The 13,518-nt window shown below is 68.9% G+C and carries 10 protein-coding genes; 2 read left to right on the top strand and 8 right to left on the bottom strand.

The genetic code is table 11. From position 1 onward, the window contains the following. Positions 1-54: 54 nt before the first annotated feature. From LIN44_RS15690 to LIN44_RS15655, 8 genes are all read right to left on the bottom strand, one after another. On the bottom strand, positions 55-660 hold the full coding sequence (locus tag LIN44_RS15690) for an NTP transferase domain-containing protein (RefSeq protein WP_227312865.1): 606 nt from the start codon (positions 658-660) through the stop codon (positions 55-57). A 19-nt stretch (positions 661-679) separates the two neighbouring features. Continuing rightward, positions 680-1,717: an XdhC family protein gene (locus LIN44_RS15685; protein WP_115705821.1), complete on the bottom strand. Its 1,038-nt coding sequence runs from the start codon at positions 1,715-1,717 to the stop codon at positions 680-682. Then, positions 1,690-2,256 carry a CoxG family protein gene (locus LIN44_RS15680; RefSeq protein ID WP_227312864.1) on the bottom strand — a complete coding sequence of 189 codons (567 nt, stop codon included), beginning with the start codon at positions 2,254-2,256 and terminating at the stop codon, positions 1,690-1,692. The genes LIN44_RS15685 and LIN44_RS15680 overlap by 28 nt, the downstream gene beginning before the upstream one ends. Beyond that, positions 2,247-3,524, bottom strand: coding sequence for a VWA domain-containing protein (locus LIN44_RS15675; RefSeq protein ID WP_227314416.1), 1,278 nt, complete (start codon positions 3,522-3,524; stop codon positions 2,247-2,249). Before LIN44_RS15675 ends, LIN44_RS15680 begins: the two co-directional genes overlap by 10 nt. Positions 3,525-3,533: 9 nt before the next feature. Further along, positions 3,534-4,430 (bottom strand): MoxR family ATPase, encoded by an 897-nt coding sequence (locus LIN44_RS15670; RefSeq protein ID WP_227312863.1) that lies wholly within the window; start codon positions 4,428-4,430, stop codon positions 3,534-3,536. A 196-nt stretch (positions 4,431-4,626) separates the two neighbouring features. Next, on the bottom strand, positions 4,627-5,427 hold the full coding sequence (locus LIN44_RS15665; RefSeq protein ID WP_227312862.1) for a xanthine dehydrogenase family protein subunit M: 801 nt from the start codon (positions 5,425-5,427) through the stop codon (positions 4,627-4,629). Positions 5,428-5,454: 27 nt separating this feature from the next. Further along, the gene (locus LIN44_RS15660; protein ID WP_227312861.1) at positions 5,455-7,836 is read right to left on the bottom strand and encodes a xanthine dehydrogenase family protein molybdopterin-binding subunit; all 2,382 of its coding nucleotides are present in this window, start codon (positions 7,834-7,836) and stop codon (positions 5,455-5,457) included. Positions 7,837-7,849: 13 nt separating this feature from the next. After that, positions 7,850-8,347, bottom strand: a complete 498-nt coding sequence (locus LIN44_RS15655; protein ID WP_227312860.1) for a (2Fe-2S)-binding protein — start codon at positions 8,345-8,347, stop codon at positions 7,850-7,852. A gap of 320 nt (positions 8,348-8,667) precedes the next feature. Between LIN44_RS15655 and LIN44_RS15650 the strand changes: the two genes are divergently transcribed. Next, a complete protein-coding gene (locus LIN44_RS15650) occupies positions 8,668-9,246 on the top strand; it encodes a YqaA family protein (protein ID WP_227312859.1) in 579 nt (192 codons plus the stop codon). A 182-nt stretch (positions 9,247-9,428) separates the two neighbouring features. Next, a complete protein-coding gene (locus LIN44_RS15645; protein ID WP_227312858.1) occupies positions 9,429-13,403 on the top strand; it encodes an FAD/FMN-binding oxidoreductase in 3,975 nt (1,324 codons plus the stop codon). The last annotated feature ends 115 nt before the right edge of the window (positions 13,404-13,518 follow it).

Genomic DNA, 13,518 nt, shown 5'->3' with positions numbered 1-13,518 from the left:
TCTCCCGCTTGCGGGAGAGGGGAGCATACCAGCGGGGTGCGACGCGCCCCAGCCTCAGCGCAAATCCGCCGGCGTATCGATATCCCGGAACGCTCCCTCTTCTTCCGTCAGGATCCGCGTCACCGGCTTGTCCTTCAGCAGCGCGCGCGCGCCTTCGTCGCCGTCCAGTTCCAGCAAGGCCTCCCGCCAGGCCGCGCCGAAGCCGACCGGATGACCCCGTTGCCCGTTGCGCCACGGCGCGGCGATGGTATCGGGCGAGGTGATCGTCAGCGCCACCGCGCGGATCAGTTCCATCGGCAGCCACGGCATGTCGGCCAGCGCCACCACCCAGCCGCGCGCCTCCGGCGTGGCCGCCACCGCGGCGCGCAGCGCCGCGCCCATGCCGGCTTCGGCCTCCGGTGCTTCCAGTACGCGGCAGCCGCCGCGGCGCAGTTCTTGCGCCAGTGCCGGGTTGCCCGGGCGGATCACGGCGATCGATTCCGGCAAGGCCGCGGCCAGCGTGCGGGCGCTGCGCCAGGCGACGGTGCGGCCGCCGGGAAGGAGCTCGAGCAGCTTGTTGCGCTTGCCGGCGGCATCGAAGCGGCGGCCGAAGCCTGCGGCCAGCAGGATGCCGGTGGGCAGGTCGGTGCGGAGCAGGGGAGCGTTGGGGGCGGCGGTCATGGCGGCACTCGCGGGGTCGTCAGGCAGGATCGGGCGCCACGTCGCAGCTGCTGCCGGTGCTGGCGGCCATCTCGCGCGCGGCCTTGGCGCCTTCCACCTGCAGGATGTCGGGCAGCGAGACATGGTTCTTGGCCGCGATCACCTCGGCCAGGATCGAGATCGCGATCTCCGGCGGCGTGCGGCTGCCGATATAGATGCCCACGGGGCCGTGCAGGCGCGCCAGCTGCAGCTCGGTCAGGTCGAATTCCTTGAGCCGTTCGCGCCGCGCCTGGTTGTTGCGGCGCGAACCCAGCGCACCCACATAGAAGGCGCGGGTGCGCAGCGCTTCCATCAGCGCCAGGTCGTCGAGCTTGGGGTCGTGCGTCAGCGCGATCACCGCGCAGCGCTCGTCCAGCTTCATGTCGGTGACGGTGTCGTCCGGCATGGTCCGCACCATGGTCACGCCGGGGATGTCCCAGGTCTCGGTGTATTCCTCGCGCGGGTCGCAGACGGTGACCTGGAAGCCCAGGCCCACCGCGATCTGGCACAGGTACTTGGACAGCTGACCGGCGCCAATCACCAGCATGCGGTAGCGCGGGCCGTGGATGGTGAGCAGGGTCTTGCCGTCGAACGCCAGCCCGTCGGTCGCATTGGCCGGGCCCAGCGTGGCCACGCCGGTGGCCATGTCGAGCGTGCGCGCGACCAGGCGGCCGTTTTCCACCGCATCGAGCAGTTCGGCGATGCCGCTGGCCGGCTTGAGCGGCTCGGCCACCAGCTCGATGGTGCCGCCGCACGGCAGCCCGAAGCGGTGGGCTTCCTCGGCGCTGATGCCGTACTTGATCGCTTCGGGGCGGTCCGAGGTGATGCCTTGGCGGCGCACGCGGTCGATGATGTCGTCCTCGATGCAGCCGCCCGAGACCGAGCCCACCACCAGGCCGTCGTCGCGCACGGCCAGCATCGCACCTTCGGGGCGGGGCGACGAGCCCCAGGTCCGCACCACCGTCACCAGCAGCACGCGATGGCCTTGCTGCTGCCACTGCACGCTGTTCTTCAGGACTTCGAGATCCACGCTGTCCATGATCGTTTCCGCTTCGCTTGCTCTGTCGGTTCGTTATCGGAGTTATCGCCGGCGGCTGCGGCGGGGGCGCCCTCGGCCGCTGGCGTGCTGTCTGTGGCGTCAGGGGAGACGGCCTCGGTAAAGCGCGCAAAGAAGGTGTCAGCCATCTTGCGTGCCGCGGCGTCCACCAGCCGCGAGCCGATCTGTGCGATCTTGCCCCCCACCTGGGCGTTGACGGTATAGGTCAGGACAGTTTCATCGCCGTCTGGTTCCAGCCGGACCCGGGCGCTGCCCTTGCCGAAGCCCGCCGCGCCACCCTGGCCGTCGAAACGGATGGTGTAGCTGTCGGGCGCCTGGATGTCTTCCAGCGCCATGCGGCCCTTGAAGCGCGCCTTGACCGGGCCCACCGCGGCCGTCATGGCCAGCAGGTAGGCGTGGTCGCCGTCGGGCTCGATACTCTCACATCCGGGGATGCATTGCTTGAGCAGCTCGGTGTCGTTGAGCGCTTCCCATGCCACCTGCTGCGGGACCGGCAGGCGCTGGCTCTGGTTCATTTCCATGGCGGGGCTTCCTTGTAGGGCGTGGCGGGAATGGCGGGACTGGCGGGAATGGCGGGAGCGGCGGCCCGGGCCGGGCCGCCATGGTCGGACAGCAGCGACTCGAGCGCTAGCAGGCTGTCCAGGTTATGGGCCGGTCGCAGCGCGTCGACGTGCGGCAGGATGGCCTGCACGCCACGCGCCTGCGGCGTGAAGCCGGGGTAGCGCAGCAGCGGATTGAGCCAGACGATGCGGTGCGCAAAGCGGCGCAGGCGCGCCATCTCTTCGCCCAGCAGGTCGATCTGCTCGTGGTCGAGGCCGTCGGTGACCAGCAGCACGGTGGCGCGCCCGGACAGCGTGCGCCGCGCCCAGTGGCGGTTGAAGCTCGCCAGCGCGGCGCCGATGCGGGTGCCGCCGGCCCAGTCGCGCACCTGGCCGGTGATGACGGCGACGGCCTCGTCCGGGTCGCGTTCGCGCAGCGAGCGGGTGATGTTGGTCAGCCGCGTGCCGAACAGGAACACCGCCAGCCGCTCGCGCGACTGCATCAGCGCGTGGCAGAAGTACAGCACCGCGCGCGAGTACTGGCTCATCGATCCGGAGATATCGAGCAGCAGCACCAGCGGCGGCTTGCGCTCGGCATGCTTGCGGAATTTCCAGCGCAGCCATTCGCCGTGCTGGCGCACCGCCAGGCGCGCGCTGGCGCGCAGGTCGGCGTGGGTGCCGCAGGTGGCGGCGCGCAGCCGGCGCGTGCGCTGCAGCGCCAGGCGGGCGCGGCGCGTGCGCACCAGGTGCTGCAGCGCGCGCCATTCCTGCGCGGTCAGGGTCTCGAAATCGCGCTGGGCCAGCCGTTCCTGGTCGGAGAAAGTCAGGGGCACGTGGATGCGCTCCGCTTCGGCCTGCGCCGGGCGCGCCGGCGTGTCGGGCTGGCGCGCGGCCAGCGCATCGGCAAGACGGTTGCTGCGCTTCGGCGGCGGCGTGCCCGCGTCGACGCGCGGCAGCAGCAACGCGCGCAGCTTGCCTTCCCAGTCGGGGTCGCGCCAGAACAGGTCGAAGGCCGCATCGAACAGCGGCCGCTGGTCGGGGCCGGACAGCACCAGCGCCGCGAGCGCGGCGCGCACTTCGTCGCGCTGGCCGATATCGACCAGCCGCAGTGCGGTCAGTGCATCGACCGCGTGCGCCGGCGACAGCGCAAAGCCGCCGTCGCGCAGCAGGCGCATGAAGTGGGTGACGTTGCGCGCCAGCACCGGCAGTCCCGCTTGCGGACCGCCGCGGCGCGCGCCGGCGTGCAGCATCGGCACGGCTCAGCCTCCGGGCGTGGCGCCCGCCAGCAATTCCGCCACGGTGGGGCCGTCGACGCGCGCCAGGTCGTCCTGGTACTTGAGCAGCACGCCCAGCGTATCGCGCACGGACTGCGGGTCGAGCTCGGTGGTGCCCAGCGCGGCCAGCGCACGGCACCAGTCGATGGCCTCGGCGATGCCGGGCGCCTTGAACAGGTCGATGCCGCGCAGCCGGTGCACGAAATCGATCGCCTGCACCTGCAGCGCTGCCGCGGCCTCGGGCGCGCGCGCCGCGACGATCTGCAGCTCGCGGTCGCGCTCCGGATAGCCCACCCATTGGTACAGGCAGCGGCGCTTGAGCGCGTCATGGACTTCGCGCGTGCGGTTGGAGGTGATCACGATCAACGGCGGTTGCTCGGCGCGGATCACGCCGATTTCCGGGATCGAGACCTGGAATTCGGACAGGATCTCGAGCAGGAAGGCTTCGAAGGGTTCGTCGGCGCGGTCGATCTCGTCGATCAGCAGCACGCGCGGCACCTGCGGCGCGGCGGGATCGGGCAGCAGCGCTTCCAGCAGCGGGCGCTTGAGCAGGAAGTCGTCGTGGTACAGCGATTGCGCCTCGGGCCGCTCGCCGCGCGCCTCGGCCAGGCGCAGCGCCATGATCTGGCGCGGATAGTCCCATTCGTACAGCGCGCTGGCGGCATCGAGGCCTTCATAGCACTGCAGCCGCAGCAGCCGCGTGCCGAGCGCGCCGGCCATGGCCTGCGCCAGTGCGGTCTTGCCGACGCCGGGCTCGCCCTCGAGGAACAACGGCCGCTGCATGCGCAGCGCGAGGTAGAGCACCGTGGCGGTTTCGCGGTCGGCGAAGTATTGCTGGTGTTCGAGCTGGGCGAGGGTGTGGTCGATGGAGGTGGGGAGCATGGGCGCGTTCTTGTGTGCCGACGCGCCTCGCACGCCAGCGGTTTGCTCCCCTCGCCCGCTTGCGGGAGAGGGGCGGGGGAGAGGGCGGGCGCTGGCAACTGCGACGGCGCTCACTGCGTGGAAACGCCGGCCCTCTCCCCCAACCCCTCTCCCGCGCGCGGGAGAGGGGAGACAACATGCGGTCAAGGGAGAAACTCTACCCCTTCACCGCCGCCTCCACCGCCCTCGCCGCCAGCACCGGAAGCAAATGCGCCCGGTACTCCGCCGACCCATGCAGGTCGCTGTTCAGACGTCCCGCATCGACCTTCACCCCGCGCGCCGCCTGCGCGCTGAAGTCCGCTGACAACGCCTGCTCCAGCGGCTGGCACCGGAACACGCTGTCGGCGGCTCCGGTGACCGCCACGCGCACCGCGTTGCCGGTGCGCGCCACCAGCACGCCCACCAGCGCGAAACGCGACGCCGGGTTGGCGAACTTGACGTAGGCGGCCTGGTCCGGGATCGGGAAGCGTACGGCGGTGATCAGCTCGTCCGCTTCCAGCGCGGTCTCGTAGAGCCCCTTGAAGAAGTCGTCGGCCGCGATGGTGCGGCGGTCGGTGACCACGGTCGCGCCCAGTCCCAGCACGCCGGCCGGGTAGTCTGCCGCCGGATCGTCATTGGCGAGCGCGCCGCCGATGGTGCCCATCGCGCGCACCTGCCGGTCGCCGATGCCGCCGGCCAGTGCCGCCAGCGCCGGGATGCGCTGGCGCACCGCGTCGTTCTCGGCCACGTCGGCATGGCGCGCGGCGGCGCCGATGACCACTTCATTGCCTTCGACGCGGATCTCGGCCATGCCGGGGATGCGTGCCACGTCGACCAGCGTGGAAGGCGAGGCCAGCCGCAGCTTCATCGCCGCCAGCAGGCTCTGGCCGCCGCCGAGGAACTTGGCGTCGGGATCGGCCTTGAGCCTGGCCACCGCCGCCTGGGCATCCGCGGCGCGTTCAAAGTTGAATGCGTACATGTCGGTTTCCTTTGCGGTGCGGTTGGATCACGGCCGGGCCTGCGCGGCCTGGATCGCCTGCCACACGCGATGCGGCGTGGCGGGCATCTGCACGTCCTTCACGCCGAGCGGCGACAGCGCGTCGACCAGCGCGTTGATGAACGCCGGCGGCGAGCCGATCGCGCCGGCCTCGCCACAGCCTTTCACGCCCAGCGGGTTGTGCGTGCACGGCGTGCCGCTGGCGGTCTCGACGGTGAAGTCGGGCAGGTCGCCGGCGCGCGGCATGGCGTAGTCCATGTACGAGCCGGTCAGCAGCTGGCCGCTGTCGTTGTCGTAGACGCACTGCTCCAGCATGGCCTGGCCCAGCCCCTGGCCGATGCCGCCGTGCACCTGGCCCTCGACGATCATCGGGTTGATGATGTTGCCGAAGTCGTCGACCGCGGTGAACTTGACCACCTGCGACGCGCCGGTGTCGGGATCGACCTCGACCTCGCACACATAGGCGCCGGACGGGTAGGTAAAGTTGGTCGGGTCGTAGAACGCGTTCTCGTTCAGGCCCGGCTCGAGCTTGTCGAGCGGGTAGTTGTGCGGCACGTAGGCGCTCAGCGCCACCTCGCCGAAGGTCTTGGTGCGGTCGGTGCCGGCGACGCGGAACACGCCGTTGCTGAACTCGATGTCGCTGTCCGACGCCTCCAGCAGGTGCGCGGCGATCTTCTTGGCCTTGGCCTCGATCTTGTCGAGCGCCTTGACGATGGCCGAGCCGCCCACCGCCAGCGAGCGCGAGCCATAGGTGCCCATGCCGAACGGCACGCGCCCGGTGTCGCCGTGCACGATCTCGACCTGGTCGAGCTGCAGCCCGAGGCGGTCGGCCACCACCTGCGCGAAGGTGGTCTCGTGCCCCTGGCCGTGGCTGTGCGAGCCGGTGAAGACCGTCACCGTGCCGGTCGGGTGCACGCGGATCTCGCCCACCTCGAACAGGCCCGCGCGCGCGCCGAGCGCGCCGGCGATGTTCGACGGTGCCAGCCCGCACGCCTCGATGTAGCACGAATAACCGAGGCCGCGCAGCTTGCCGCGCTGCTTCGCTTCCTCGCGCCGGGCCGGGAAACCCTTGACGTCGGCCAGCTCCTGCGCGCGCGCCAGGCAGGGCTCGTAGTCGCCGGTGTCGTAGGTCAGGCCCACCGGGGTCGCGTACGGGAACTGGCGGATGAAGTTCTTGCGGCGCAGTTCGGCCGGATCGAGGTTCAGCTCGCGCGCGGCGGTTTCGACCAGGCGCTCGACCACGAAGGTGGCCTCGGGCCGCCCCGCGCCGCGGTAGGCATCGACCGGCGCGGTGTTGGTGAACACCGCCTTGACTTCCGCATAGATCGCCGGGGTGGCGTACTGGCCGGCCAGCAGCGTCGCATAGAGGATGGTCGGCACGCTGCTGGCGAAGGTCGACAGGTAGGCGCCCATATTGGCGACCGTATGCACCCGCAGCGCCAGGAACTTGCCGTCGGCGTCGAGCGCCAGCTCGGCCTTGGTCACGTGGTCGCGGCCGTGCGCATCGGTCAGGAACGATTCGGAGCGGTCCGCCGTCCACTTGACCGGCCGGCCGATCTTCTTCGACGCCCAGGTCAGCGCCACGTCTTCCGGGTACAGGAAGATCTTGGAGCCGAAGCCGCCGCCGACATCGGGCGCGATGATGCGCAGCCGCGATTCCGGCAGCCCCAGCACGAACGCGCCCATCAGCAGGCGCTCGACGTGCGGGTTCTGGCTGGCCACGTAGACGGTATAGCTGTCGTCCTGGCGCGTGTAGCTGGCGTTGACCGCGCGCGGTTCGATCGCGTTGGGAATCAGCCGGTTGTTGACGATCTCCAGCGTGGTCACGTGCGCGGCCCTGGCGAAGGCGGCGTCGGTGGCGGCCTTGTCGCCGTGGCCCCAGGTGTAGCAGGTGTTGGCCGGCACGTCGTCGTGCACCAGCGTCGACGCCGACGCGGCATCGGCCGCGCTGACCACGGCCGGCAGCTCTTCGTAGTCGACGTCGATCTGCTCGGCGGCGTCGCGCGCCTGCTGCAAGGTCTCGGCAATCACCAGCGCCACCTGGTCGCCGACGTGGCGCACCTTGTCGTGGGCGATCACCGGGTGCGGCGGCTCTTTCATCGGCGTGCCGTCGATGCTGTGGATCAGCCAGCCGCAGGGCAGCCCGCCGACCTTGTCGGCGGCCAGCTCGGCACCGGTCAGCACGGCGATCACGCCGGGCGCGGCTTGCGCCGCGCTCGTGTCGATGGCGCGGATGCGCGCGTGCGCGTGCGGCGAGCGCAGGAAGTACCCGTAGCTCTGCTGCGGCAGCACGATGTCGTCGGTGTACTGGCCGTTGCCGGTCAGGTAGCGGTAGTCTTCCTTGCGCTTGACGGAGGCGCCGACCAGGCGTTGGTTCTCGGGTGCGTTCATGGCCGGTCCCCCCTTATTCCGCGCTGGCGGCGGTGCCCTGCATGGCCGCCTGGCCCTGCTGCACCGCACGCACGATGTTGTGGTAGCCCGTGCAGCGGCACAGGTTGCCTTCCAGGTGGGCGCGGATGGTGGCGGCGTCGGCATCGGGATGCTGCCGGACCAGCGCGGTCGCGCTCATCACCATGCCCGGCGTGCAGAAGCCGCATTGCAGCCCGTGGCATTCGCGGAAGGCTTCCTGCATCGGGTGCAGGCCGTTGCCGGCCTGGTCGCCGGCGAGTCCTTCGATGGTGGTCACGGTGGCGCCGTCCGCCTGCAGCGCCAGGATGTTGCACGACTTGACCGCGCGGCCGTCCAGGTGGACCGTGCAGGCGCCGCATTGCGCGGTGTCGCAGCCGACGTGGGTGCCGGTCAGGCGCAGCTGTTCGCGCAGGAACTGGACCAGGAGGGTGTTGGGTTCTACCTGCGCGTCAACGGGCTTGCCGTTGACCGTCAGGCGGATCGGAATCGCCATGCTTGTCTCCATGTGGGGTGGACGCGCATGACCAATACCCAGATCCCCAAGGCAACTGCGCGGGACTGGCCACGACGCGGTACTGCCGCTTAAGACGGCTATAGGACGGCTAATTCGTGATATTGGTGCTGCCGCTGCAACTGCTGTTGGTGCGCCAGCGAACCTTGCGGCCGGCGCATCGGCACGGCCGGCGAACGTTTGGCCGCGACAGGCTCTAACAGTTAATCACAAATCCCGCACAGGTGCCATGTGGTTTGCCCGCGCCCCGTTTGGGGCACGGCCCGCTAGAATGAGCCGCGCCACCGGCCCTGTCCCCCTACATGGAAGCCTTCTTCGACTGGCTGTTTGAAACCATTGCCTTGCCCAAGGTAGGCCTGCCCGCGATCTTCGTGGTCAGCCTGGTGTCGGCCACCTTGCTGCCGCTCGGCTCCGAGCCCGCCGTGTTCGGCTACGTCAAGCTCAATCCGCAGATGTTCTGGCCGGCGATCCTGGTGGCCACCGCCGGCAATACCGTTGGCGGCGCGATCGACTGGTGGCTGGGCTACGCCGCCAAGCTGGCGCTGGTGCGCTACCACAAGCGGCGCCGCGCGCGCGAACACGAGGCCGAACACCTGGAGCACCGTGCCCACGCGCGCAAGCCGCCCAAGCCCAAGCTCGATGTGCGCTACTTCCGCTGGATGCGGCGGCTGGGCCCGCCCACGCTGCTGCTGTCGTGGCTGCCGGGCGTGGGTGATCCGTTGTGCACTTTGGCGGGCTGGCTGCGGCTGTCGTTCTGGCCCAGCCTGGCCTGGATGGCGGTCGGCAAGTTCCTGCGCTACCTGGTCATGACCGCCGGGCTGATGTGGATCCCGGACACTTTCTGGCAGAACATTGCGCACACGGTGAAGGCCTGGTTCTGATTCCCGGCCAGCGCCGGCGCCTTTTGCGAGGCGCATCCGGCGCCCCGGAAAGGCGCTAATCCCTTGTTCCGACAAGGATTCCGTCATGCTGCGGTGCGGCGAAAGCAGGGCTTGCAGTACAATCGCCCTTTACTGAACGATTCGCGCACTGTCCCCGTGCGCAGCAGGAAGCGGTCCCCCCAATGAACGCCCCACTCGTGCTCGACGCCAAGCTCGCCGCGCAGGACGCCCCGCCGCGCCTGCGTGAAATCCCCTATAACTACACGTCGTTCTCGGACCGCGAGATTGTCATCCGGCTGCTCGGCGAAGAAGCCTGGCGCATCCTGGACGAGCTGCGCAGCGAGCGCCGCACCGGCCGCTCGGCCCGCATGCTGTACGAGGTGCTGGGCGATATCTGGGTGGTGCGCCGCAACCCGTACCTGCAGGACGACCTGCTGGAAAATCCCAAGCGCCGCCAGATGCTGGTGAGCGCGCTGCACCACCGCCTGAACGAGATCGAAAAGCGCCGCGCCGCCGACCGTGCCGAGCACGCCGAGCCCGCCGCCGAGGACCGCTCGCACCGTGTGGAGCAGCTGGTGGCGTTCGCCAAGCAGGCGATCGAGGACTTCAAGAACGAATTCGCCGCCGCCTACGACCTGCGCAAGCGCGCGCAGCGCGTGCTGGGCCGCGTCACGCAGAAGGACAACATCAAGTTCGATGGCCTGTCGCGCGTGTCGCACGTGACCGATGCCACCGACTGGCGGGTCGAGTACCCGTTCGTCGTCCTGACCCCGGATACCGAGGAAGAGATCGCCGGCCTGGTCAAGGGTTGCTTCGAGCTGGGCCTGACCATCATCCCGCGCGGGGGCGGCACCGGCTACACCGGCGGCGCCGTGCCGCTGACGCCGATGAGCGCGGTGATCAATACCGAGAAGCTCGAGCAGCTGGGGCCGGTCGAGCAGACCGACCTGCCGGGCGTGTCGCACAAGGTCGCGACCATCTTCTCCGGCGCCGGCGTGGTGACGCGCCGCGTCGCCGATGCCGCCGACAGGGCCGGGCTGGTGTTCGCCGTGGACCCGACTTCGATCGACGCCTCTTGCATCGGCGGCAACGTTGCCATGAACGCCGGCGGCAAGAAGGCCGTGCTGTGGGGCACCGCGCTCGACAACCTGGCCTGGTGGCGCATGGTGGACCCGGAAGGCAACTGGCTGGAAATCACCCGGCTGGACCACAACCTGGGCAAGATCCACGACGTGCCGGTGGCCACCTTCGAACTGAAGTGGTCGGACGGCAACCGCGCCCCGGGCGAGAAGGTGCTGCGCACCGAGACGCTCGCCATCGAGGGCCGCAAGTTCCGCAAGGAAGGCCTGGGCAAGGACGTCACCGACAAATTCCTGGCCGGCCTGCCGGGCGTGCAGAAGGAAGGCTGCGACGGCATCATCACCAGCGCGCGCTGGATCCTGCACCGCATGCCGAAGCATATCCGCACCGTGTGCCTGGAGTTCTTCGGCCAGGCGCGCGACGCCATCCCCAGCATCGTCGAGATCAAGGACTTCCTCGACGCCGAGACCAAAAAGCCGGGCGGCGCCATCCTCGCCGGCCTCGAGCACCTGGACGAGCGCTACCTGCGCGCGGTCGGCTACGCTACCAAGAGCAAGCGCAACGCCTTCCCGAAGATGGTGCTGATCGGCGATATCGTCGGCGACGATGAAGACGCCGTGGCGCGCGCCACCTCGGAAGTGATCCGCATGGCCAACGGCAAGAGCGGCGAAGGCTTTATCGCCGTCAGCCCCGAGGCCCGCAAGAAGTTCTGGCTCGACCGCTCGCGCACCGCCGCCATCGCCAAGCACACCAACGCCTTCAAGATCAACGAAGACGTGGTGATCCCGCTCAACCGCATGGGCGAGTACACCGACGGCATCGAGCGCATCAATATCGAGCTGTCGATCAAGAGCAAGCTGCAGCTGGTCGATACGCTCGAAGCGTTCTTCGCGCGCGGCAACCTGCCGCTGGGCCGCAGCGACGACGCCAACGAGATCCCCAGCGCCGAGCTGCTGGAAGACCGCGTGCAGCACGCGCTGACGCTGCTGCGCGAGATCCGCGCGCGCTGGCGCTACCTGCAAGACCACCTCGACACGCCGCTGGCGCGGGCCAAGGCCTCGCTGATCGGGCACGGGCTGGGACTGCTGGGGCAGGAGTTCGAGGCGCGGCTGCAGCAGCAGCCGGACGCCACCGTGTTCCACCTGCTGCAGGACCGCACCATCCGCGTCTCGTGGAAGACCGAGATCCGCGCCGAGCTGCGCAAGATCTTCAACGGCGGCGAATTCAAGCCGATCCTCGACGAGGCGCAGAAGATCCACAAGCAGGTGCTGCGCGGCCGCGTCTTCGTCGCGCTGCACATGCACGCCGGCGACGGCAACGTGCACACCAATATCCCGGTCAACTCCGACGACTACGACATGCTGCAGGACGCGCACCGCGCGGTGGCCCGCATCATGGACCTGGCGCGTTCGCTGGACGGGGTGATCTCGGGCGAGCACGGCATCGGCATCACCAAGCTGGAATTCCTGACCGAGGAAGAGATCGGCGACTTCCGCGCCTACAAGCAGAAGGTCGACCCGCAGGGCCGCTTCAACAAGGGCAAGCTGCTGCCCGGCGCCGACCTGCGCAACGCCTATACGCCGTCGTTCGGGCTGATGGGGCACGAGTCGCTGATCATGCAGCAGAGCGACATCGGCGCCATTGCCGAAAGCGTCAAGGACTGCCTGCGCTGCGGCAAGTGCAAGCCGGTGTGCGCCACCCACGTGCCGCGCGCCAACCTGCTGTACAGCCCGCGCAACAAGATCCTGGCAACCTCGCTGCTGGTCGAGGCCTTCCTGTACGAAGAGCAGACCCGCCGCGGCATCTCGGTCAAGCACTGGGACGAGTTCTCAGACGTGGCCGACCACTGCACCGTGTGCCACAAGTGCGTGACGCCGTGCCCGGTCAAGATCGACTTCGGCGACGTGTCGATGAACATGCGCAACCTGCTGCGCAAGATGGGGCAGAAGAAGTTCAACCCCGGCACCGCGGCGTCGATGTTCTTCCTCAACGCCACCAACCCCGAGACCATCAACCTGACCCGCAAGGTCATGATCGACTGGGGCTACAAGGCGCAGCGCCTGGGCAACGACGTACTGAAGAAGATCGCGAAGAAGCAGACCGCGCATCCGCCCGCGACGGTGGGCAAGCCGCCGGTGCGCGAGCAGGTGATCCACTTCATCAACAAGAAGATGCCGGGCAACCTGCCCAAGAAGACCGCGCGCGCGCTGCTCGACATCGAAGACAACGAGATCGTGCCGATCATCCGCGACCCGAAGGCGACCACGCCGGAAACGGAAGCGGTGTTCTACTTCCCGGGCTGCGGCTCGGAGCGGCTGTTCTCGCAGGTGGGGCTGGCCACGCAGGCGATGCTGTGGCACGTCGGCGTGCAGACCGTGCTGCCGCCGGGCTACCTGTGCTGCGGCTATCCGCAGCGCGGCAACGGCCAGTACGACAAGGCCGAGAAGATCGTCACCGACAACCGCGTGCTGTTCCATCGCGTCGCCAACACGCTGAACTACCTCGACATCAAGACCGTGGTGGTCAGCTGCGGCACCTGCTACGACCAGCTCGCGGGCTATGAATTCGACAAGATCTTCCCGGGCTGCCGCATCATCGACATCCACGAGTACCTGCTGGAAAAGGGCGTCAAGCTGGAAGGCGTGACCGGTACGCGCTACATGTACCACGATCCTTGCCACACGCCGATCAAGACGGTCGATCCGACCAAGCTGGTCAACGACCTGATGGGCGGCAACGCCGGCCTGGGCAAGATCGAGAAGAACGAGCGCTGCTGCGGCGAGTCGGGCACGCTGGCGGTGACGCGTCCTGACATCTCGACCCAGGTCCGCTTCCGCAAGGAAGAAGAGATGACCAAGGGCGCCGACAAGCTGCGCGCCGACGGCTTCACCGGCGACGTCAAGATCCTGACCAGCTGCCCGTCGTGCCTGCAGGGCCTGTCGCGCTACAAGGAAGACGCGTCGGTGCAGGCGGACTACATCGTGATCGAGATGGCGAAGCACCTGCTGGGCGAGAACTGGATGCCGGAGTATGTGGCGAAGGCCAATGCGGGCGGGATCGAGCGGGTGCTGGTGTAAAGGCTGACGACGTTTAACTCCCCGCCGGTTTGCTCCCCTCTCCCACTTGTGGGAGAGGGGCAGGGGGTGAGGGCAGGCGTTGGCATACCGTAGGCTCTCACTATTGCAGGCGCCC

This window comes from Cupriavidus sp. MP-37 (assembly GCF_020618415.1).
GTDB lineage: Bacteria > Pseudomonadota > Gammaproteobacteria > Burkholderiales > Burkholderiaceae > Cupriavidus.
This window is presented reverse-complemented; position numbering and strand designations above follow the sequence as displayed.

Bases quoted from the DNA above. Each gene is read 5' to 3' on its own strand.
- LIN44_RS15690 (WP_227312865.1), bottom strand. From the start codon at position 660: ATGACCGCCGCCCCCAACGCTCCCCTGCTCCGCACCGACCTGCCCACC.
- LIN44_RS15685 (WP_115705821.1), bottom strand. From the start codon at position 1,717: ATGGACAGCGTGGATCTCGAAGTCCTGAAGAACAGCGTGCAGTGGCAG.
- LIN44_RS15680 (WP_227312864.1), bottom strand. From the start codon at position 2,256: ATGGAAATGAACCAGAGCCAGCGCCTGCCGGTCCCGCAGCAGGTGGCA.
- LIN44_RS15675 (WP_227314416.1), bottom strand. From the start codon at position 3,524: ATGCTGCACGCCGGCGCGCGCCGCGGCGGTCCGCAAGCGGGACTGCCG.
- LIN44_RS15670 (WP_227312863.1), bottom strand. From the start codon at position 4,430: ATGCTCCCCACCTCCATCGACCACACCCTCGCCCAGCTCGAACACCAG.
- LIN44_RS15665 (WP_227312862.1), bottom strand. From the start codon at position 5,427: ATGTACGCATTCAACTTTGAACGCGCCGCGGATGCCCAGGCGGCGGTG.
- LIN44_RS15660 (WP_227312861.1), bottom strand. From the start codon at position 7,836: ATGAACGCACCCGAGAACCAACGCCTGGTCGGCGCCTCCGTCAAGCGC.
- LIN44_RS15655 (WP_227312860.1), bottom strand. From the start codon at position 8,347: ATGGCGATTCCGATCCGCCTGACGGTCAACGGCAAGCCCGTTGACGCG.
- LIN44_RS15650 (WP_227312859.1), top strand. From the start codon at position 8,668: ATGGAAGCCTTCTTCGACTGGCTGTTTGAAACCATTGCCTTGCCCAAG.
- LIN44_RS15645 (WP_227312858.1), top strand. From the start codon at position 9,429: ATGAACGCCCCACTCGTGCTCGACGCCAAGCTCGCCGCGCAGGACGCC.